General features: G+C 72.3%; 19 protein-coding genes, 1 pseudogene and 1 riboswitch. Of the genes and pseudogenes, 10 read left to right on the top strand and 10 right to left on the bottom strand.

The genetic code is table 11. The features are described 5' to 3' along the window. Positions 1–97: 97 nt before the first annotated feature. Positions 98–385 carry a hypothetical protein gene (locus tag ACFWRO_RS26740; protein ID WP_384514001.1) on the top strand — a complete coding sequence of 96 codons (288 nt, stop codon included), beginning with the start codon at positions 98–100 and terminating at the stop codon, positions 383–385. 19 nt (positions 386–404) lie between these two features. On the opposite strand, the gene ACFWRO_RS26735 is transcribed toward ACFWRO_RS26740, so the two are convergent. The 3 genes from ACFWRO_RS26735 to ACFWRO_RS26725 form a co-directional block, all read right to left on the bottom strand. Continuing rightward, complete coding sequence (locus tag ACFWRO_RS26735) at positions 405–1,484, bottom strand: prenyltransferase (protein WP_384513999.1); 1,080 nt, start codon at positions 1,482–1,484, stop codon at positions 405–407. Next, entirely contained in the window at positions 1,481–2,218 is a 738-nt protein-coding gene (locus ACFWRO_RS26730; RefSeq protein ID WP_384513997.1) for a class I SAM-dependent methyltransferase, read from the bottom strand. Before ACFWRO_RS26730 ends, ACFWRO_RS26735 begins: the two co-directional genes overlap by 4 nt. A 73-nt stretch (positions 2,219–2,291) precedes the next feature. Beyond that, complete coding sequence (locus tag ACFWRO_RS26725; protein ID WP_384513996.1) at positions 2,292–3,623, bottom strand: glycosyltransferase family 4 protein; 1,332 nt, start codon at positions 3,621–3,623, stop codon at positions 2,292–2,294. A gap of 227 nt (positions 3,624–3,850) precedes the next feature. Here ACFWRO_RS26725 and ACFWRO_RS26720 point away from each other — a divergent pair, with 227 nt between their 5' ends. Continuing rightward, positions 3,851–4,504, top strand: a complete 654-nt coding sequence (locus tag ACFWRO_RS26720; RefSeq protein WP_384513994.1) for a TetR family transcriptional regulator — start codon at positions 3,851–3,853, stop codon at positions 4,502–4,504. 56 nt (positions 4,505–4,560) lie between these two features. Here ACFWRO_RS26720 and ACFWRO_RS26715 read toward each other — a convergent pair whose 3' ends face one another. The 4 genes from ACFWRO_RS26715 to ACFWRO_RS26700 all read right to left on the bottom strand — a co-directional run bounded on the left by ACFWRO_RS26715 (position 4,561) and on the right by ACFWRO_RS26700 (position 7,577). Further along, entirely contained in the window at positions 4,561–5,100 is a 540-nt protein-coding gene (locus ACFWRO_RS26715; protein ID WP_384513992.1) for a hypothetical protein, read from the bottom strand. Between the two features lie 108 nt (positions 5,101–5,208). Further along, positions 5,209–5,784 carry a hypothetical protein gene (locus ACFWRO_RS26710; protein ID WP_384513990.1) on the bottom strand — a complete coding sequence of 192 codons (576 nt, stop codon included), beginning with the start codon at positions 5,782–5,784 and terminating at the stop codon, positions 5,209–5,211. A gap of 90 nt (positions 5,785–5,874) precedes the next feature. Beyond that, on the bottom strand, positions 5,875–6,108 hold the full coding sequence (locus ACFWRO_RS26705) for a ferredoxin (RefSeq protein ID WP_384513988.1): 234 nt from the start codon (positions 6,106–6,108) through the stop codon (positions 5,875–5,877). Beyond that, positions 6,108–7,577, bottom strand: coding sequence for an aldehyde dehydrogenase (locus tag ACFWRO_RS26700; RefSeq protein WP_384513986.1), 1,470 nt, complete (start codon positions 7,575–7,577; stop codon positions 6,108–6,110). Before ACFWRO_RS26700 ends, ACFWRO_RS26705 begins: the two co-directional genes overlap by 1 nt. A 344-nt stretch (positions 7,578–7,921) precedes the next feature. Between ACFWRO_RS26700 and ACFWRO_RS26695 the strand changes: the two genes are divergently transcribed. Continuing rightward, complete coding sequence (locus tag ACFWRO_RS26695) at positions 7,922–9,010, top strand: hypothetical protein (RefSeq protein ID WP_384513985.1); 1,089 nt, start codon at positions 7,922–7,924, stop codon at positions 9,008–9,010. A gap of 60 nt (positions 9,011–9,070) precedes the next feature. Here ACFWRO_RS26695 and ACFWRO_RS26690 read toward each other — a convergent pair whose 3' ends face one another. Both ACFWRO_RS26690 and ACFWRO_RS26685 read right to left on the bottom strand, forming a co-directional pair. After that, positions 9,071–9,376, bottom strand: a complete 306-nt coding sequence (locus ACFWRO_RS26690) for a hypothetical protein (RefSeq protein WP_384513983.1) — start codon at positions 9,374–9,376, stop codon at positions 9,071–9,073. Between the two features lie 319 nt (positions 9,377–9,695). Then, a pseudogene (locus ACFWRO_RS26685) lies at positions 9,696–10,133 on the bottom strand (maleylpyruvate isomerase N-terminal domain-containing protein); the annotation flags it as partial. A gap of 134 nt (positions 10,134–10,267) precedes the next feature. Here ACFWRO_RS26685 and ACFWRO_RS26680 point away from each other — a divergent pair. Both ACFWRO_RS26680 and ACFWRO_RS26675 read left to right on the top strand, forming a co-directional pair. After that, positions 10,268–10,906: a histone deacetylase gene (locus tag ACFWRO_RS26680; protein ID WP_384513981.1), complete on the top strand. Its 639-nt coding sequence runs from the start codon at positions 10,268–10,270 to the stop codon at positions 10,904–10,906. A 91-nt stretch (positions 10,907–10,997) separates the two neighbouring features. Beyond that, complete coding sequence (locus ACFWRO_RS26675; protein ID WP_384513979.1) at positions 10,998–12,038, top strand: MBL fold metallo-hydrolase; 1,041 nt, start codon at positions 10,998–11,000, stop codon at positions 12,036–12,038. A 24-nt stretch (positions 12,039–12,062) separates the two neighbouring features. Here the strand turns inward: ACFWRO_RS26675 and ACFWRO_RS26670 are convergent, their stop codons facing one another. Continuing rightward, the gene (locus ACFWRO_RS26670) at positions 12,063–13,622 is read right to left on the bottom strand and encodes a serine/threonine-protein kinase (protein WP_384513977.1); all 1,560 of its coding nucleotides are present in this window, start codon (positions 13,620–13,622) and stop codon (positions 12,063–12,065) included. A gap of 242 nt (positions 13,623–13,864) precedes the next feature. Beyond that, positions 13,865–13,965: riboswitch (cobalamin riboswitch) on the top strand. A gap of 97 nt (positions 13,966–14,062) precedes the next feature. Here ACFWRO_RS26670 and ACFWRO_RS26665 point away from each other — a divergent pair. Genes ACFWRO_RS26665 through ACFWRO_RS26645 form a run of 5 tightly spaced genes read left to right on the top strand, consistent with a single transcriptional unit; the run spans position 14,063 to position 19,848 of the window. Continuing rightward, complete coding sequence (locus ACFWRO_RS26665) at positions 14,063–15,325, top strand: prenyltransferase/squalene oxidase repeat-containing protein (RefSeq protein WP_384513976.1); 1,263 nt, start codon at positions 14,063–14,065, stop codon at positions 15,323–15,325. Beyond that, complete coding sequence (locus ACFWRO_RS26660; protein ID WP_384513974.1) at positions 15,322–16,002, top strand: SCO2322 family protein; 681 nt, start codon at positions 15,322–15,324, stop codon at positions 16,000–16,002. Before ACFWRO_RS26665 ends, ACFWRO_RS26660 begins: the two co-directional genes overlap by 4 nt. Beyond that, positions 15,999–17,111, top strand: coding sequence for an energy-coupling factor transporter transmembrane component T (locus ACFWRO_RS26655; protein WP_384513972.1), 1,113 nt, complete (start codon positions 15,999–16,001; stop codon positions 17,109–17,111). Before ACFWRO_RS26660 ends, ACFWRO_RS26655 begins: the two co-directional genes overlap by 4 nt. Continuing rightward, positions 17,111–18,973 carry an ATP-binding cassette domain-containing protein gene (locus ACFWRO_RS26650; RefSeq protein WP_384513971.1) on the top strand — a complete coding sequence of 621 codons (1,863 nt, stop codon included), beginning with the start codon at positions 17,111–17,113 and terminating at the stop codon, positions 18,971–18,973. The genes ACFWRO_RS26655 and ACFWRO_RS26650 overlap by 1 nt, the downstream gene beginning before the upstream one ends. Continuing rightward, positions 18,970–19,848 (top strand): ECF transporter S component, encoded by an 879-nt coding sequence (locus ACFWRO_RS26645; RefSeq protein ID WP_384513970.1) that lies wholly within the window; start codon positions 18,970–18,972, stop codon positions 19,846–19,848. The genes ACFWRO_RS26650 and ACFWRO_RS26645 overlap by 4 nt, the downstream gene beginning before the upstream one ends. The last annotated feature ends 193 nt before the right edge of the window (positions 19,849–20,041 follow it).

Genomic DNA, 20,041 nt, shown 5'->3' with positions numbered 1-20,041 from the left:
AGGGCTTTGGCCACAGCCTCGCCCCGCCCCCACCGCTCCGCCACTCGGGCGACTCCGAACGGGTTTCGACCGCCCGGCAAACGGCAAGACGACACCCATGACTGCTCACAGAGGTACGACGCAGGCGGCCAAGGTCATCGCCGTCGCCGCGGACATCGCCGCCGGCCTCATAGGCCTCTGGATCCTCATGTACCTGCTGGAGGCCAACCGGGCCAACGCCCTGGTGAGTTTCGTGCAGGACGCCGCCCGCTGGCTGGCGGCCTGGTCCTACGACCTGTTCACCTTCGACGACGCCTGGGCGCGGGTCGTCGCCGGCTACGGTCTCGCCGCCGTCGTCTACCTCGCCATCGGGCACACGGTGGCGGGCAAGCTCCGCAGCCGCTGACGCGGACGCCCAGAGGCGCTCACGTCCCGCAGCACTCCGGCTCCAGGCCGCTCGGCAGCCGCTCCCCGCCGAAGACCGCCACCGTCGCCTCGTCGCCGCCGAGCGCCGCCACGGCGAGCAGCAGCGAGCCTGCCGTCCAGGTCGTGAGCTCCTCGGGCCAGACGGCCGCCTCGCCCTCGAAGACGTACCCCGTCCAGTACATCCCGCCCTCGGCCCGCAGGTGCTGGATGGACTGGAGGATCTCCAGGGCCCGGTCGGACTCGCCCATCGCCCAGAGGGCGAGGGCGAGTTCGCAGCTCTCGCCGCCGGTCACCCACGGGTTGGGCAGGACGCACCGCACGCCGAGGCCGGGGACGACGAAGTCGTCCCAGCGCTCGTCGATCCGGGCCGTGGCCGCCGCGCCCCTCACGGCGCCGCCGAGGACCGGGTAGTACCAGTCCATCGAGTAGCGGGACTTGTCGAGGAAGCGCTCCGGGTGGCTGCGGATCGCGTGGCCGAGCGCGCCCGTCGCCAGTTCCCAGTCGGGCTGGGGTTCCTCGCGCGCCTCGGCGATGGCGAGCGCGCAGCGCAGCGCCTGGTGGATGGAGGAACTGCCGGTGAGGAGCGCGTCCTCGACCGCCTGCCCGTCCGCCTCCCGCTTCCAGCCGATCTGCCCGCCGGGCCGCTGGAGGACGAGGACGAACTCGACGGCGGCGTAGACGACCGGCCACATCCGGTCGAGGAAGGCGTCGTCGCCGGTCGCCAGGTAGTGGTGCCAGACGCCGACGGCGACGTACGCGACGAAGTTGGACTCGCGGCCGCGGTCGGTGACGTCCTCCGGGTCGCCGTCGCGGTAGGCCGCGTACCAGGAGCCGTCGGTGTTCTGGTGCCGGGCCAGCCACTCGTACGCCCGGGCCGCCGCCGTGTGCTCACCGGCGGTGTCCAGGGCCATGGCGGCCTCGGTGTGGTCCCAGGGGTCGAGGTGGTGGCCGCGGAACCACGGGATCGCGCCGTCCTCGCACTGCGCGGCGAGGATCCCGGCGACGGTCTCCGCGGCCTGTTCGGCGGTGAGGACCCCGGGGAGGAGCAGGTGCTCCGCGATCTGCTCGGGGCTTGTCACGCCTCGGCCTTCACCTTCGGCAGGTGGGGCTTGGTCGCGTACGCCACGAAGCTCTTGCCGACCACCGGGTTGAGCAGCTGCTCGGCGACCCGGGTCAGGGCGGGCTTCTTCATGATGTCCCAGACCAGGAGCTTGTGGTACGCCCGTACCGGCAGCGCCTTGTCGTTGTCCACGCCGAACGCGCACTTCAGCCACCAGTACGGCGCGTGCAGCGCGTGCGCGTGGTGGGTGCCGTACGGCTTGAGGCCCGCCTGGCGGATCTTGGCGAGCAGCTCGTCCGCCTTGTAGATGCGGATGTGGCCGCCCTCGACCTCGTGGTACGCGTCGGAGAGCGCCCAGCAGACCTTCTCGGGGCCGTAGCGCGGGACGGTGACGGCGATCCGGCCGCCGGGCTTGAGGACCCGGACCATCTCGGCGAGGACGCCCTTGTCGTCCGGGATGTGCTCCATGACCTCGGAGATGATCACGACGTCGAACGACTCGTCGGGGAAGGGCAGGTTGAGCGCGTCGCCCTCCATCGCGGTGGCGGTCGCGCCGGCCGGGGCCTCGCCGGCCTCCTTCATCGCCGCGAACCACTTGGCGACCTCGCGGATCTCCTCGCCGTTCTGGTCGAGGGCCACGACCTGGGCACCGCGCCGGTAGCACTCGAAGGCGTGCCGGCCCGCACCGCAGCCCAGGTCGAGCACGCGGTCGCCGGGGGCGAGCGGGAAGCGGGTGAAGTCGACGGTCAGCACGAGGTCTGCCCTTCCGGAGGGGTGGCGGTGCGGGGGTGGGAGCGGTACGCGGGGGCGGTGGCGGCGGGCACGGTCACCGGCGGGCTCCTTGGCGTACGGGACGCCCCTGCGCGGCGATCGCCTCGCGGTACAGGTCCGCGGTGCCCTGGGCGGCACGGGCCCACGTGAACCTGGACAACACGCGCTCGCGGCCCGCCGCTCCGAGGCGCGCGCGGAGTTCCGGGTCGCCGAGGAGCCGGCCGAGGGCGGTCGCGAGGGCGCCCGCGTCGCCGGGGCGGACGGCCAGGCAGGTCTCGCCGTCGGCTCCGGTGACCTCGGGGATCGCGCCGCCGGTGGTGGCGACGAGCGGGGTCCCGGTGGCCATGGCCTCGGCGGCCGGCAGCGAGAACCCCTCGTACAGGGACGGCACGCAGGAGACCTGGGCGGAGCGCACGAGGTCGACGAGCTCGCGGTCGGAGATCCCCTTGACGAACTCGACGGCGCCTTCGAGCCCGTACCGCTCGATGGCCTGGGCGACCGGCCCGTCCTCGGCGCGCTTGCCGACGACGACGAGGTGCGCGGCCGGGTTCTCGGTGCGGAGCTTCGCGAGGGCCTCGACGAGGTGGACGAGGCCCTTGAGCGGGACGTCGGCGCTGGAGGTGGTGACGATGCGGCCGGGGACCTCGGCGACGGCTGGGTCGGGGGACCACAGGTCGGTGTCGGCGCCGATGTGGACGACCCGGACGCGGTCCTCGCGTACGCCGAGGTGGGAGACGATCTCCTGCTCGGAGGAGCCGGAGACGGTGAGGACGGAGGGCAGGCGCCGGGCGACCCGCTTCTGCATCCGGGTGAAGCCGTACCAGCGGCGGACGGAGAGGCGCCGCTTCCAGTCGTCGGCGGCGTCGAGGTCGAGCTGCCGGTCGACGGTGATGGGGTGGTGGATCGTGGTGACGAGCGGGGCGCCGAGGACCCGGGGGCCGCCGAGGAGTCCGTAGCCGAGCGTCTGGTTGTCGTGGACGACGTCGAAGTCACCGCGGCGGGCGGCGAGCATGCGCCGGGCCCGCAGGGAGAACGTGAGCGGCTCGGGGAATCCGCCGGTCCACATGGTGGCGACCTCGAGGGCGTCGATCCAGTCGCGGTACTCGTCGCGCTTCGGCGTACGGAACGGGTCCGGCGAGCGGTAGAGGTCGAGGCTGGCGATCTCGGTGAGCGGGACGCCCTCGTCGAGGGTGGGGTACGGCTGGGAGCCGATGACCTCGACGTGGTGGCCGAGGCGGGCGAGTTCGCGCGAGAGGTGGCGGACATAGACGCCCTGACCGCCACAGAAGGGATTTCCCTTGTACGTGAGGAGAGCGATCCGCAACGGGGAGTCACCGTGGTCCGGGACGCCCTGGCGGGGGCTTGCCTCTATGGCCTCAGCGGTCACTCGCGGCCCCCTTCGAGCTTGCGTTTCGCGGGAGCGTATCCGCTCGCGCTAATCTAGAACAAGTTTCAGACTTGTCAGACCTGATCATTCTTGATCGTTCAAGGAGCACAGAATCTACCGGCAGGTAGCCGCGTCGCGAGAGCCGGATCAGGTGATTCGCGCCACGACGGAAGCCCCGCCATACTCCGGCCGTACCGCCGCTCGCCCACCGCACGGAACGGGACTTCATGACCGCGGAAGACAGACCCGCATCGCCGCCCCTGACGGAGCGCCAGGAGGCGCGCCGCCGTCGCATCCTGCACGCGAGCGCGCAGCTCGCCGGGCGGGGCGGATTCGACGCCGTACAGATGCGGGAGGTCGCGGAGGCGGCCGGGGTGGCCCTGGGCACGCTGTACCGCTACTTCCCGTCCAAGATCCATCTGCTGGTCGCGACCATGCAGGACCAGCTCCAGCACATGCACACCACGCTGCGGAAGCGGCCGCCCGCGGGTGAGACCTCGGCCGAGCGGGTCGCGGAGACGCTGATGCGGGCGTTCCGGGCGCTCCAGCGCGAGCCGCAGCTCGCGGACGCGATGGTGCGGGCGCTGACGTTCGCGGACCGGAGCGTGAGCCCGGAGGTGGACACCGTCTCGCGGCTGACGACGGCGATCATCCTGGACTCGATGGGGCTCGAACACCCGACGCCGCAGCAGCTGTCGGCGGTACGGGTGATCGAGCACACCTGGCACTCGGCGCTGATCACCTGGCTGTCGGGGCGGGCCTCGATCGCACAGGTCAAGATCGACATCGAGACGGTGTGCCGGCTGATCGACCTGACGATGCCGGAGGGGCCCGGGACCGGGTCCGGGCCCGGGGCGGCCACGGTGCCCGTGACCCCGTAGAGGGGCCACGGGACGAGGCAGACGGCGGACCGTTACTGCGACTGCGACTGCTACCGCTACTGCTTCTTGTTCTTCTCCAGATCGGCCTTGAACAGCGCCTCGCACTTCGAGGAGTTGTCCGTGCCGATGAACATCACCATGGCGAGGCCCGCGGCGCCGTGGTTGCTGGCCTTGAGCGACCAGCCGCCCTTGTTCAGCGTCTGGACGGTGGAGCCGGCCTGCTCGGTCTTCTGGCCCTGCGTCCAGCCGCCGCCGGTCAGCGTGGTCACCGTGGTCTCGTAGGACTTCTTCGGGTCCGCCGCCTTCTGGGCGTCGGGCGTCCACGACACCATGCACTCCTTGAGCCCGGCCGGGATGTCCTCGCCCGAGGAGTCCCGGACGAAGCCCGCCGCCGTGGCCGCGGACTCGATCTCCTTCTCCACCGCGGCCGCGGTGGGGCTCTCGCCGCCACCCGCCTCCGCGCCGCCGGTCGTGGAGCCCGAGGAGGAGGCGGACGAGCCGCCGCCCTTGTTCTTGCCCGAGCCGCCCTCGCTGCCGCAACCCGCGACCAGCAGCACCACACCGGCGGCCGCGGCCACCATCTTCGCCTTGCGCACGACTGTCCCAATCCTGAGTGCACACGGGCCTGTTGCCCCCGTGATCAAGGGAAGATTTTTGCACGTGAGAACGGTCCCTGGCGCCGCGCCCGGCCGGGCACCGGACGGTCAGGCCTGGTTCACGAGGAGTTCCCAGTCCTTCTCGCTGAACTCGTTCATGCAGGCGTCCTCGGAGGCCTGGAAGGACACCATGTCCACGGATCCCAGGTCGTGATGGCGACCCATCAGCGTCCAGCCGCTCTTCTTGAGCGTGACACTGACGGTACTGCCCTTCGCATCGACCTTGTCCTCGCGGCGGTCCGTCGTCACCCTCCATCCCCTCTTCACCAGTTCGGCGGTGGTCGCGTCGAACTTCCCCCGGGGATCTCCACTTCCGCGCAGCTCGCTGTCCCCGCTCATCCAGTGCGCCGAACAGGCCGTGGCCCGCGCCTTGAGCCTCTCCTTCTCCCGCTCCTTCTCCGTGGACGGCGTGGCGGAGGGCCTGGCGGTGGGCGTGGTGGACGCCACCGCCTCGGGCCGCCCGGACGCCGGCAGCCCGGCGGCGGCCGTGGCCTCGTCGATGTCTGTCTGGGCCGCGGTCCGCCCGAAGGGCGTGCCGGCACCGGCCCGCCCCGCGGAGTCGCACCCGGTCACGAGCACCGCCGCAGCCAGCGCCGCGAGAGCCGCCGGTACAGCCGCCGGCACAGCCCACCGCATCCTCACCATGTCCCCCACCCCTGTCGTACGTATGCCGCAGGAGTGTCACACACGGCTCGGGCCCGTCGACCGGGGTGGTCACTCCTCAGGCGGGAAGACCGGTTCCCCGCCGTCGAGCAGGGTGATCAGGATGGCCTCGACCGGGCAGCCCTCGGCCGCCGCGAGGACGCGCTCGTTCGCGTCGGACTCCGGTTCGCGCGGGTGGGACTGGCGGGCCGTGTCGAGCCGGAAGCCGTCCGGGGCGTGGTTGACGCACATCCCGGAGCCGATGCACACGCTCCGGTCGACCTCCACGAGCCAGCGGTCGCCCATCACGCACCACCCGGCCCCTCGTACCCGGCCGGCAGATGCACCATCTTGTACTCCAGGTACTCGCTGAAGCCCTCGGGCCCGAACTCCCGCCCCAGACCGGAGTTCTTGTAGCCGCCGAAAGGGCCGAGCATGTCGAGGCTGAAGGTGTTGATGTTGAAGGTGCCCGTGCGGACCTTCCGGGCGAAGTCGATGCCGTGCTCCACGTCCCCGGTCCAGACGCTGCCGCTGAGCCCGAAGTCGGAGTCGTTGGCGATCGCGAGCGCCTCGCTCTCGTCCCCGTACGGGAGGAGGCAGATGACGGGCCCGAAGATCTCCTCGCGGGCGATGCGCATGGAGTTGTCGACGCCGCCGAAGAGGGTCGGCTCGACGTACCAGCCGCGGTCGAGCCCGGCGGGCCGCCCACCGCCGGTCAGCACCTTGGCGCCCTCGTCCTGCCCGACCTTGATGTAGTCGAGGGAGCGCTGCCGCTGCCGCTGGGCGACGAGCGGGCCGACCTGGGTGGCGGGGTCGAGCGGGTCGCCGACCACCAGGGCGCCCGCGGCGGCGGCGAAGGCCTCGGCGATCTCGTCGTACCGGCTGCGCGGGGCGAGGATGCGGGTCTGGGCGACGCAGGCCTGGCCGTTGTTCATCCAGGCGGCGGGGACGATCCCGGCGACGGTGGGGGCGAGGTCGGCGTCGGGGAGGATGACGGCGGCGGACTTGCCGCCGAGTTCGAGGGTGACGCGGGTGAGGTTGCGGGAGGCGACCTCCATCACGCGCTTGCCGGCGGCGACCGAGCCGGTGAACGAGACCTTGTCGACGCCCGGGTGGCCGACCAGGTACTCGCTGACCTCGCGGTCGGCGGGCAGGATCGACAGGACGCCCTCCGGGAGCCCGGCCTCGGTCGCGATCTCGGCGAGGATGTACGAGTCGAGGGGGGACTCGGGCGACGGCTTGAGGATCACGGTGCAGCCGGCGAGCAGGGCCGGCCCGAGCTTGGCGGCGGCGGTGAACTGCGGGACGTTCCAGGGCACGACGGCCGCGACGACGCCGACGGGCTCGCGGCGCACCATGATCGGCCCGAGGACGCCGGCGCGCCGGGTCTCGTACGGGAACTCGCGGGCGATGGTGATCGCCGCGTCCCAGACCATCATGGCGCCGAGGGCCTGGGCGAGGACGCTCCAGGAGTACGGGGAGCCGTTCTGGGAGCTGATCGACCGGGCGATCTCCTCGTGGCGCACGGCGATGGCGTCCTTGATCCGCCCGACGACCTCGATGCGCTCCTCGAGGGTCATCCGCGGCCAGGGCCCATGGTCGAACGCCTCCCGCGCGACGGCGACGGCCCGGTCCACGTCGGCCCGCGAGGCGTGCGGCACGCGGCCGATGACCTCCTCGCTGTGGGGCGAGATCACCTCGATGACGTCCCCACCCGCCGGCTCGGTCAACTCCCCACCGATGTACAGCTTTCCGTGCTCCACAAGCTCGGTCATGACCGACTGCCTCCCGGAACCCGCGATGTTCCCGACTTTTCTGACTGTGCATCAGAACTGATACCAGTTCTAGTTATCACGGGCAATGGCGAGGACCCCACGGGCCTGAACCTGGGCCGACCGCTTGCGCACCCGCATGCGCAACCCTCCACGGCTCCCGAGCCCAGTTCGCGCCCGGGACACCCTCCCGCGACCACGAGGTCGGCCCGGCAGGCGGCGAGCAGAAGGGAGGAGCGAGGGCGATTTCCACCGGCGAGACCGGCGCGAAAGTGCGGTGTACATGCCAGTTGCTCGTGATTCGATGCCATACGTAGATCGCCAACGACCCCTGCGAAAGGGCATCCGTGCGTCTTCTCCGCTTCGCCGCGGCAACCGCAGCGGCCTCTGTACTTGCCCTCCTGATCCCCACCACGGCCACCGCAGAACCGGTCGCGACGGGACTTGGCACCGCCTTCGTCGACGACCAGAAGGACGAGCTTTCGGACAAGGAGATTCGCGCCTTGTGGACGTCGGCACGCGTTGAGGAAGCGCTCCGCAATCCTGCGAAGCCGGCCGCCATGCGTCCCGACCCTGTTCGCAGCGTCCGAAGCATGGCTCCACCGCAGAATCTGGCCGCGTCAGCACCTGCCCAGGGCTTCAACGCGCGCACGCCTCCGACGGGGGCGAGCACCGCAGCCGAGCCGCCTCCCACGATCCCTGTCTCTCAGGAGACCCCCGCCGCACCTCAAGACAAGGTTGTGGGCAAGCTGTTCTTCTTCCTGCCCGATGGGACGCCCAGTCATTGCAGCGCGGCGTCGATCACCTCGGCCAACGAGAACACCATCTGGACTGCCGGCCATTGCGTCCATCTTGGTGACGGCTCGGGTGACGCCGGCTGGATGAAGCACTTCCTGTACGTTCCCGGGTCACGGAACGGCAGCGAACCTCTTGGGTCATGGACTGGCGCGCACCGTTTCGCCCCGACGGCCTGGACTCAGGACGGCGACCACGATGAAGCCGATATGGCCGCCATCGTCCTCAATTCGCACGCCAATCACGGCACCCTGGTGGACGCCGTCGGGGTGGCATTCGGCTATCTGTTCACCGAGAACAGGACGGACTACGCGCCGGTGGCCACGATGGGCTATCCGATGCAGGGGTACAAGCGAGCCGACCTCGACGGCATGCGCCAGATGTACTGCATGGGCAACACCACTGACGCCAGCCCCTTGAACCCCTTCGACGACAGGATCAAGCTGGACTGCGACATGGGTCAGGGATCCAGTGGCGGACCGTTCGCAATTCAGGCAGGTCCGAACGATCCACGCATCGTCGGAACGAACAGTCACTACGACGCGGACAAGGACACCCGGCAGCGCGTCAGCGATGACCTGTTCTCGTCCGAGCACGGAAGCCACGCGGCTGCAGTGATCAACATGGCCAACGGAGTCTGACCCTGAGACACCCTACGGTGACGGGCCCTTCTCTCAGCGCGGGCCCGTCACCGGTTGCTCTCAGTCGACAAGGTGGTTCGGTGGACTCTCGGGGACGATGTATTTCCGCCACTCTGCCCACATCGCTTCATAGATTTCCCGGTCGGTCATCTTGTTCACGCCTGCGGGGAGCGTCTTCCCCGACTTGGACAAGGCTGCTTCCCACTGGCGGATGGATTCCTCACGTGTGGGAGGCACCTCCGTGCGCGATTCCACCGACGGAGTCGAATTTCCCCCAATAGCCAACGTCACGCCTGCTGTCACCGTCGAGCCGCAGAGCGCACCCAGCAGCGCAGCGAACGCGATGATTCCCTTCCGTGCAGCCATGCCGCCGAGACTAACCGACGGCGAGCAGACACAGACACCTCTCAAGTCCCGAATGTCTAGCAAGGACTTGAGGCGCTGGAGGCGATCGCTGGTAGGGACTGCGAGATGGGGCGAGCCGATGAAAGTGGTAGTCGGGTTTGGCCCTGCTCGAATGCTCAAAGCGGCTCGCCGCGGATGGGTGGACGCCAGCGCGTACCGGCGAAGGGCTCTCCGATGGCGACCGCCACGCCTCGGCTGCCCGTTCAGCGTTCCGCCTACTCCCTCCGGGTCCCAGGCGCGGAGGAGGTCGATCTGGGTGGGTCTCCGGTGACGTGGAGGGCGGTCGCGGGGATGCGGTCGTACAGGTGTGTACCGCGCCCTCCTGGAGCTGGTGGCGGGCGACGGCGCCCGAGGTCTGCGGCGACTGCGAGCCGCCCCACCACGTCCAGCAACCGCGGTCCGGCCCGGCATCCCGTAGCGCGTCCAGCAGCTCCTGGGCCGACGCGGCCAGCCAGGCCAGCAGGGCCTCGCGCTCCCGAGGCGCGGGCGGGGCGCCCTCCGGTGCCGACTTGGCCGTGGCGGCGGGCCCCGCGGCGACGGTCGCGGCCCAGGCGCGGCGCCCCTCGCCCAGGTGCCGCGCCAGGTCGAACAGCGTCCACTCGGGGCAGGTCGGCACCCGTGCGTCGAGGCTGGGCGCGGAGGCGATCGCGGCGCGGAAGGCCACCGACCGCTCGTCGATCAGCCTCAGCAGCTCGGGGAAGTGCGGTGTCTTTTCCACCCCGGGTGTCTATGACCGCGCCCTCCCGGCAGACGGGGAGTTTTGGAGGACCATGGGGAGAGGGGCGGAGAGACGTTGTCGCACAGCACAGCACAGCACAGCACCGCCCAGCACCCACCCGGGAGGCGTTCGTCATGGGTGACCTCGGTCCGGCGTCGCGGGTCTGGTATGCCTCCTACGGCTCCAACATGCATCCCGCCCGCCTGAACCGCTACATCGCCGGCGGCCTTCCACCGGGCGGCGCCGGGCACGCCCATCCCGGCTGCCGCGACACCACTCCCCCCGCGCGGTCGGTCGCCGTCATCCTCCCGGGGCAGGTCTACTTCGCGACCGAGTCCCCGGTGTGGGGAGGTGGCCGGGGGTTCTACGACCCCGACGCGGACGGCGTCGCCTGGGGCGTCGCGCATCTCATCACCGTCGAGCAGTTCTCCGACATCCTCGCCCAGGAGATGTACCGGGAGCCGGGGACGGCCGTGGACCTCGACCTCGCCGGTGTTCTCGCCTTCGGGCGGAGCGAGTTGGGGGCGGGGCGGTACGAGACGGTCGTGTGCCCGGGGCGTCTCGACGGCCTGCCCCTTCTGACGTTCACCGCGCCTTGGCGCATCGCCGAGGTCGCCCTCCTCGCGCCCTCCGCCGTCTACCTGCGGCACCTCGCGGGCGGCCTCCGCGCTTCAGGGGCCTGGAGCGTGGACGACATCGCGGAGTACCTCGCCGGCCGGCCCGGCGCGCTCGGGCACTGGACGCCCGCCGCCGTCGCCGCACTCGTCGAGTGAGCAAGACTCTTCTGACGTATCGTCAGATCTCGTTATAGTGGCCATGGTCTGACAAGCCGAACGCCTTGCCGTCGCGGAGAGATGAGGGCCCATGAGCCAGGTGACCGAGCACGGCGGAGGCGTCTGGTCGATCCGGGTCCCCATCCCGGACAACCCCCTCGGGCACACCCTCGTCCACGTCATCGACACCGACCGGGGGCCCGTACTCATCGACACCGGCTGGGACGATCCCGCGTCCTGGACCGAACTGGCCGACGGACTCGTCGCGTTGGGGACCTCCGTACGGGACGTGCACGGCGTCGTCATCACCCACCACCACCCCGACCACCACGGCCTCTCGGGGCAGGTCCGCGAGGCGTCCGGGGCGTGGATCGCGATGCACGCCGCCGACACCGCCGTCGTCCGCCGCACCCGCGAGTCCGAGCCGGGTACGTGGCTCGACTACCTCGCCCGCAAACTGGCCGCCGTCGGCGCGCCCGAGGAGCACACCGCGCCGCTCCTCGCCGCCCGGGCCTCCGGCCGCCGCGCGAGCACCCTGCCCGGGCTCCGCTCCGCCCTGCCCGACCGCGAGATCGTCCCCGGCGAACTGCTCGACCTCGCCGGCCGCCGCCTGCGCGCGATCTGGACCCCCGGCCACACCCCCGGCCACGTCTGCCTGCACCTGGAGGAGGAGCACCCCTCCCGGCTCCCCGGGCACGGCCGCCTCTTCTCCGGGGACCACCTGCTGCCCGGGATCTCCCCGCACATCGGCCTCTACGAGGACCCCGACGACGTCACCGCCACCGACCCCCTCGGCGACTACCTGGACTCGCTGGAGCGGATCGGCCGGCTCGGCGTCGCCGAGGTGCTCCCCGCCCACCAGTACGCCTTCACCGACGCGGCCGGGCGGGTACGGGAGCTGCTCGACCACCACGAGGAGCGGCTGACCGGGCTCCTGGTCCTCCTCGCGAACCCGCTCACCCCCTGGCAGCTCGCCGAGCGCATGGAGTGGAACCGCCCCTGGGACCAGATCCCGTACGGCTCCCGGACCATCGCGGTCAGCGAGGCCGAGGCACATCTGCGCCGGCTCGTGAAGCTGGGCCGCGCGGAGGCCGTGGCGGGTACGGAGCCGGTGACGTACGTGGCGGTGTGAGGCCGGCGCGGCAGGACCTCACACTCAGGCCTTGGCGATCCTGATCACCGACGCCCCCAGGATCAGCGGAGCCGTACCGCCGCCGAGGATCATCACCGGGATGGCCACCCACATCAGCCAGTGCTCTCCGCCGGCAGCCGTGCCGTTCTCCAGGAACGCGACCCACAGGACGTGCAGGACGGTCATCGCGATCAGCGCGATCCAGAACAGACCCACGCCCACCGTCCACAGCCGGACCCTGCCGGGCGGGACGGTCAGCAGGCGCCGCCGGTAGAGGTGGAGCCCCACCATGGCGGCGAACAGGGCCAGGGTGCCGGGCACGCGCCACCACGCGTCCGCCGCCCACTGGAAGGGGCCCTGCTGCTGGTCCGATTCGGAGGGGTGCCGCACCGCCCGGTCCATGAGATCGACGCCGCCGACGAGGAAGACGACCATCGGGAGCAGGAAGAACAGCGCGTACAGCGGTCTGCCGAGCCCGAACTTCACGCCGTTGACCGCCCTCTCGCGGGCGGACGGGGCCCTGGACTCGGCCCGGGCACGCGGCACGGCCGCCTTGGGCCGAGGTCCGGGCGACACCCGGGCCGGGTTCGGGTCCTGGTCCTGGTCCGGCAGGACCGTCGTGGGCCGCGGGGCGTGCGAGGGCAGGGCGGTGGTGACGCGTTCCGACGACGCCTTGGCAACGGGCTCCGCGACCTCCCAGGAGTCCTCCTCCGCCTCCGCGTTGAGCAGCTCCTCCGCCTTCTCGGCGATCGCGGCGATCACCGGCCCCGGCAGCCAGGAGCCGCGGGTCGCGCCCTGCTCGTCGGCGACGGCGGCCAGTTCGGTGACCGTCGGGCGGTCCCCGGGGCGCTTGGCCAGGCAGTGCCGCGCCAGCTCCTCGAAGCGGCCGCCGATTCCGTCGAGGTCAGGCTCGTGGTGCACGAGGCGGTAGAGCAGCTCGGCCACCGAGCCGCCGCCGAAGGGGCCGCGCCCGGTGGCCGCGAAGGCCAGGACCGCGCCGAGCGAGAAGACGTCCGCGGCCGAGGTGATCTCCTTGCCCTCGGCCTGCTCGGGCGACATGTAGCCGGGCGAACCGACCACGAGACCGGTCCCGGTCAGCGCCGTCTCGTCGGCCGAGCGCGCGATGCCGAAGTCGATGAGGAGCGGTCCCGACTGCGCGAGCAGCACGTTGGACGGCTTGACGTCCCGGTGCACCAGGCCCGCCCCGTGCACCCCGTGGAGCGTGTGCGCGAGCCCGGAGAGCAGCCGCCACAGGGCCTCCTGGGGCAGCGGCCCATGGGCGATCACGGCCTCGGAGAGCGCGGGCCCGGGAACGTACGCCGTGGCCAGCCAGGGCACCGCCGCCTCGGGATCCGCGTCCAGTACGGGTACGGTGCCCGCGCCCCGTAAGGACTGGGCGGCCCTGACCTCGCGGGCGAACCGCCGCCGGAATCCGGGGTCACCGGCCAGCGTGCCGTGCACCACCTTCAGCGCGACCGTCCGCCCACCCGGCGAACGGCCGAGGTAGACGCAGCCCATGCCGCCCTCCCCCAGGCGGTAGAGCAACCGGTACGCGCCCACCCGACGCGGATCGGTCTCGGTCAACGGCCGCATTCCGCACCCCCGTGAGACGCCGTCCTCGCGAACAGCGGCCAGCATGGCACAGCGGACCCGCACCCCGGCGGCGAGTCCGCGAAGCCCGGGGCGGGGCACGAGCGAAGCCCGGGCAGGCCCTCCTACCCACCCGGGCACGCCCCTCGCACCCATCCGGCCAGCCCCCTCCTCCCCACCCGGCCGGGCTGGGTACGGGCCGGTAGAGTGGGCGAGTCGTCATCACACCCGTACGGGGGGAAGCCGGTGCAAATCCGGCACTGACCCGCAGCCGTGACCGTCCCTCGCAGAGCGCCAGGCGCACCAAGGCGCCCTGAGGACGGAAGCCGGAATGCCCCGCCCGGGACGTGACCGCCGGCACCGTCGAGGAATACGGAGCCGAGCCTGGTGCCTCAACGTGCCGGTGCCCGGCCGCAGGAGAGGCCACCACACGCATGACCACCGTTCGCCGCGGCGCCGCCGCCTTCGCAGCCGCAGCGGTGCTCTGCACCGGCCTGGCCCCCGCCGCTACCGCCGCCCCGTCCCCCTCCGCGACCCCCGCGCCGCCCACGGTCCCGGCCGGTCTCTACGGCACGAAGGACCCGACGTACGACGGCGTGTGGCGCCAGTCCCTCGCGTTCATCGCCCAGACGACCAACGGCGTCCAGCCCGCCGACGAGGCCGTGGCCTGGCTCACGAAGCAGCAGTGCGCCGACGGCGCCTACTCCTCCTACCGCGCGGACCCGGCGAAGCCCTGCGACGCGACCACCATGCTGGACACCAACGCCACCGCCGTCGCCGTCCAGGCGATCACCGGGGTCAGGGGCAAGAACACCGACCCGGCGCTCGGCAAGTCCGCCGAGGCCGGCGCGAGCTGGCTGAAGAGCGTGCAGAACAAGGACGGCGGCTGGGGCTACAACCCCGGCAGCCCCAGCGACGCCAACTCCACCTCGATCGTCGTCAGCGCCCTCACCGCGCTCGGCCAGAAGCCCGGCGATGTGAAGTCGGCCGAGGGCAAGACCCCGTACGACGCGCTGCTCACCCTCGCCCTGCCCTGCTCCACCAAGGACGGCGCGGGCGCCTTCGCGTACCAGCCCGACAAGGACGGCAAGCTGCTCGCGAACGCCGACGCGACCGCCGCCGCCACCCTCGCGGGGCTCGGCAAGGGCATCACCGCGCGCGGCGTGGAGCCGCAGCAGACGCCGACCTGCACGCCCGAGGCGAAGCCCACGATCGACCGGGCCGCGCTCAACGGCGCCTCCTACCTGGCCGCCGCGCTCGCGAAGACCGGCCACCTGAACACCCCGCCGATGCCCGGCGCCACCGACCCGACCGAGCAGCCCGACTACGGCAACACCGCCGACGCCGTCGTCGCGCTCGCCGCCGCCGGTGCGACGAAGGAGGCGACCGGCGCGCTGACCTGGCTCCAGGAGAACTCCGCGGCCTGGGCCAAGGAGAACGGCCCGGCCGCGTACGCGCAGCTGACCCTGGCCGCGACGGCCATGCACGTCGACCCGACCGCGTTCGGCTCGACCGACCTCCTCAAGGAACTGGCCGCCACCGGCCCCGCGCCGAAGGCCACGCCGTCCGCCAAGGCCACGGCCGAGGCGAGCGAGGAGAGCGACTCCGACTCGACCAACCTGTGGTGGATCATCGGCATCGGCGCGGTCGTCGGCATCGGGATCGGCTTCCTGCTGAGCGGGCGGCGCAAGAAGTGAGGGCACGGCTGCTCGGAGCGGCGGCCGGTGTCGTACTGACACTGGCCGCCACCGCCGCGCCCGCCCAGGCCGCCGGCTATCGCTACTGGTCGTACTGGGAGAGCGACGGCGGGAAGACCTGGGCGTACGCGACGCAGGGCCCGGCGACCGCCCGGCCCTCCGACGGCGACGCGATCGGCTTCCGCTTCGCGGTCAGCGAGGACGCCAACGACGCGGCCAAGCCCACGACCGGCCCCGACTTCGCGGGCATCTGCGGCGGTACGGGGGAGAAGGCCGGCACCAAGCGGGTCGCCGTCGTGATCGACTTCGGCACCGCTCAGGACGCCCCGCAGGGCGAGACCCCGCCCGAGCCACCGGTGAAGACCGGCTGCGCCCAGGTCCGTACCGACGCGACGAGCGCGGAGGCGCTGGCCGCCGTGGCGAAGCCGCTGCGGTACGACAGCGCGGCGCTGCTGTGCGGGATCGCCGGGTACCCGGCGAAGGGCTGCGGCGAGCAGGTGGCGGAGGAGAAGAAGCCCAGCGGAAGCCCCAAGGCCTCTGCCTCGGCCACGGACTCTGCCTCCCCGCAAGCGGACGGCGACGGCACCGGCGGGCCCTCCGTCGGAATCCTGGTGGGCGGAGCCGCCGTGCTCGTGCTCGGGGGCGCCGCGCTCTGGAAGGCACGCCGCCGCGCATGATCCGTGCCCCCGAGGCGAGCCGTTCCAACGCGCTGCACGCGGGCGCCTGGTGGATCTGGGCGCTCGGTCTGGCCGTCGCCGCGTCCCGTACCACCAACCCGCTGCTCCTCGGCCTGATCGTCGCGGTCGCGGGCTATGTCGTCGCGGCCCGCCGTACGGACGCGCCGTGGGCGCGTTCGTACGGGGCGTTCGTGAAGCTGGGTCTGTTCGTGGTGGCCCTGCGGGTGGTGTTCTCGGTGGTGCTCGGCTCGGCGATCCCGGGGACGGTGGAGCTGTTCACGCTGCCCGAGGTGCCGATGCCGGACTGGGCGCAGGGCGTGCGGATCGGCGGCCGGGTGACGGCCGAGCAGGTGGTCTTCGCCGTCTACGACGGGGCCAAGCTGGCGACCCTGCTGATCTGCGTGGGCGCGGCGAACGCGCTCGCGAACCCGGCGCGGCTGCTCAAGTCGCTGCCGGGCGCGCTGTACGAGGCGGGGGTCGCCGTCGTCGTGGCGATGACCTTCGCGCCGAACATGGTGGCCGACGTGGTCCGGCTACGGACCGCCAGGCGGCTGCGCGGGCGGCCGACGGGCGGGGTACGGGCGGTGCTCCAGATCGGCCTTCCGGTCCTGGAGGGCGCGCTGGAGCGCTCGATCGCGGTGGCGGCGTCGATGGACGCGCGGGGGTACGGGCGTACGGCGCAGGTGCCGCCGGCCGTACGGCGGACGACGAACCTGCTCACGCTGGGCGGCCTGCTCGGGGTGTGCGCGGGTTCGTACGGGCTGCTGGCGGCGGAGGGCGCGGGGTACGGGCTTCCGCTGGTCGTCGTCGGTCTTGTCGCGGCGATGGCGGGGCTCCGGCTCGGCGGCCTGCGTGCGGCACGGACCCGGTACCGGCCGGACCGGTGGGGCGTACGGGCCTGGCTGGTGGCCGGCTCGGGCGTGGCGGTGGCGGCGCTGATGATCTGGGCGAACGGGTACGCGTACGACGCGCTGCATCCGGGGGTCGTACCGCTGGAGGCGCCGGAGCTGCCGCTGTGGCCGGCGCTTTCGCTGCTGGTGGGTTTGTTGCCGGCGTGGGTGGCCCCGGTGCCGGTCTCCGCATCCGCATCCGTATCGAGGGAGTCGTAGTGATCCGGTTCGAGAACGTCTCGGTGCGGTACGGGGACGAGGCCGCGCCCACGCTCCGGGGCATCGACCTGACGATCCCGGAGGGCGAACTCGTCCTGCTCGTCGGCCCGTCGGGCGTCGGCAAGTCGACGCTGCTCAACGCGGTGTCGGGCCTGGTCCCGCACTTCACGGGCGGCACGCTGACCGGCCGGGTCACGGTCGCGGGGCGGGACACCCGTACGCACAAGCCGCGTGAGCTCGCGGACGTGGTCGGGACGGTCGGCCAGGACCCGCTCGCGCACTTCGTGACGGACACGGTCGAGGACGAGCTGGCGTACGGGATGGAGTCCCTGGGCCTGGCGCCCGCCGTGATGCGGCGGCGGGTCGAGGAGACCCTGGACCTCCTGGGCCTCGCGGAGCTGCGCGACCGGCCGATCGCCACGCTCTCCGGCGGGCAGCAGCAGCGGGTGGCGATCGGCTCGGTGCTGACCCCGCACCCCCAGGTCCTCGTCCTGGACGAGCCGACGTCGGCGCTGGACCCGGCGGCGGCGGAGGATGTCCTCGCGGTCCTTCAGCGGCTGGTGCACGACCTCGGCACGACGGTCCTGATGGCGGAGCACCGCCTGGAGCGGGTGGTCCAGTACGCGGACCAGGTCCTGCTGCTGCCGGACGGGGTCATGGGCCCGCCCGCTGACATCATGGCGATCTCCCCGATCCACCCCCCGGTTGTCTCCCTGGGCCGCCTGGCGGGCTGGACCCCGCTCCCCCTGACAATCCGAGACGCCCGCCGACAGGCGTCGGGGCTACGGTCCCGCTTGGAGGGCCGGACGCCGGAGGCCGGCGCACCCGTGGGCCACGCCCCCGAGGGCGGCGGCCCTGCGGGGCCTCTCCCCCACCCCGCCCCTTCCCGAAACCGGGGGCTCCGCCCCCGACCCCCCGGTCCTCAAACGCCGGACGGGCTGAATTCGGACGCCTCCGCGCAGCAGGCGGATCCGGGGGCACCAGCCCCCGGTGATCAACCGTCCACCAGCCCCCGGCAGGGTTTCGGGAAGGGGCGGGGTGGGGGAATCTCCCTGTTCCGGCGGCGCGCCCGGGGCACCGCCGACCCCACCCCACCCCCCACCGCCCTCACCGCCCCCCTCGTCGACGTCCGCGCACTAGGCGTGCGGCGTGGGCGGGTCGAGGCGTTGCGGCGGGTGGAGCTGCGGGTCGACGCGGGCGAGACCGTCGCGCTCATGGGGCGCAACGGCGCCGGCAAGTCCACCCTGCTCAACGCCCTCGTCGGCATCGTCGAGCCCACCTCCGGCACCGCCCTCGTCTCCGGCCGCGCCCCGCACCGCACCGACCCCCGCGAGCTGATCCGCCACGTCGGTCTCGTACCGCAGGAACCCCGTGACCTGCTGTACGCGGACACGGTAGGCGCCGAGTGCTCCGCCGCCGACACCGACGCGGGCACCGCCCCCGGGACCTGCCGGGCGCTGGTGTCCGAGCTGCTGGCGGGCGTCGCGGACGACACCCACCCCCGCGACCTCTCCGAGGGCCAGCGGCTCGCGCTCGCGCTCGCCGTCGTCCTCACCGGACGCCCCCCGCTCCTCCTCCTCGACGAGCCGACCCGCGGTCTCGACTATGCCGCCAAGGCCCGCCTCGTCGCCCACCTGCGCGAGCTCGCCGCCGCCGGGCACGCGATCGTGCTCGCCACGCACGACGTGGAGCTGGCCGCCGAGCTGGCGCACCGGGTGGTGATCCTGGCGGGCGGCGAGGTCGTCGCGGACGGCCCGACGGCCGAGGTCGTCGTCTCCTCCCCCGCCTTCTCCCCGCAGGTCGCCAAGATCCTCGCCCCGCAGCCCTGGCTCACGGTCGAGCAGGTCAGGGAGGCACTGTGACTGGCACTGCGACCAGGGCCCCCGCCAGAAAGACCCGTCCCATCCGGCTCGGCGTCCGCTCCATCGCCGCGCTCGCCCTCGTCTCCACCGTCGGGCTGATCGCCGTCGGCTGGCCCCTCTTCGCCGACAGTGACTCCGCCGTCACCACCCACGCCGCCGACGCCCCCTGGTTCTTCGCCGCCCTCCTGCCCCTCCTCATCGCGGTCGTGGTCGCGACGATCGCCGACTCCGGCATGGACGCGAAGGCCGTCGCCATGCTGGGCGTGCTCGCCGCCGTCGGCGCGGCGCTGCGGCCGCTCGGGGCGGGCACGGCCGGCCTGGAACCGATGTTCTTCCTGATGGTGCTGAGCGGCCGAGTCCTCGGGCCGGGCTTCGGCTTCGTCCTCGGCGCCGTCACGATGTTCGCGTCCGCCCTGCTCACGGGCGGTGTGGGCCCCTGGATGCCGGTCCAGATGCTGGCCATGGGCTGGTTCACCATGGGCGCGGGCCTGCTGCCGGGCGCGGCGGAGCGCGGGATCCGCGGCCGGGCCGAGCTGCTGATGCTGTCGGCGTACGGGTTCGTGGCGGCGTTCGCGTACGGCACCGTCACCAATCTGTACGGCTGGGTCACCGTCGGCGGCCTCGGTACGGGAGTCTCCTTCCAGCCCGGGGACCCGGTGGGCGAGAACCTGGTGCGCTTCCTGGCGTACGTCCTCGCCACCTCCCTCGGCTGGGACCTCGGCCGGGCCTCCCTGACCGTCGTCCTCACCCTCACCATCGGCGGCACGGTCCTGAAGGCGCTCCGGCGGGCCACGCGGCGCGCCAACTTCGAGGCCCAGGTCACATTCGAGGGCTCGGAAGAGGCCCTCCGGGGTGAGGCGGCCCACAGGACCTAGGTCACGTACGACGTGGAATAGGAGAGGGTCAAGACCACCTAAATCCCCCCATACGCCCACGCGGCCTGCGAAAACACCCCCTCACCCACACCCGGGTAGTTCGGCGCGGGTCCGACTCCGCTTCGTACCGGGGGTCGTTGCGTCGCCCGTTCAGCCCTGCTTGTCTGGTGGACGTCGCCAGGCAGCAGCGCTC

It is taken from the genome of Streptomyces sp. NPDC058579, from assembly GCF_042718575.1.
GTDB lineage: Bacteria > Actinomycetota > Actinomycetes > Streptomycetales > Streptomycetaceae > Streptomyces.
This window is presented reverse-complemented; position numbering and strand designations above follow the sequence as displayed.

Coding starts and splice junctions, on each gene's coding strand:
- ACFWRO_RS26740 (WP_384514001.1), top strand. CDS start 98: ATGACTGCTCACAGAGGTACGACGCAGGCGGCCAAGGTCATCGCCGTC.
- ACFWRO_RS26720 (WP_384513994.1), top strand. CDS start 3,851: ATGACCGCGGAAGACAGACCCGCATCGCCGCCCCTGACGGAGCGCCAG.
- ACFWRO_RS26705 (WP_384513988.1), bottom strand. CDS start 6,108: ATGGGCGACCGCTGGCTCGTGGAGGTCGACCGGAGCGTGTGCATCGGC.
- ACFWRO_RS26700 (WP_384513986.1), bottom strand. CDS start 7,577: ATGACCGAGCTTGTGGAGCACGGAAAGCTGTACATCGGTGGGGAGTTG.
- ACFWRO_RS26690 (WP_384513983.1), bottom strand. CDS start 9,376: ATGGCTGCACGGAAGGGAATCATCGCGTTCGCTGCGCTGCTGGGTGCG.
- ACFWRO_RS26680 (WP_384513981.1), top strand. CDS start 10,268: ATGGGTGACCTCGGTCCGGCGTCGCGGGTCTGGTATGCCTCCTACGGC.
- ACFWRO_RS26675 (WP_384513979.1), top strand. CDS start 10,998: ATGAGCCAGGTGACCGAGCACGGCGGAGGCGTCTGGTCGATCCGGGTC.
- ACFWRO_RS26665 (WP_384513976.1), top strand. CDS start 14,063: ATGACCACCGTTCGCCGCGGCGCCGCCGCCTTCGCAGCCGCAGCGGTG.
- ACFWRO_RS26655 (WP_384513972.1), top strand. CDS start 15,999: ATGATCCGTGCCCCCGAGGCGAGCCGTTCCAACGCGCTGCACGCGGGC.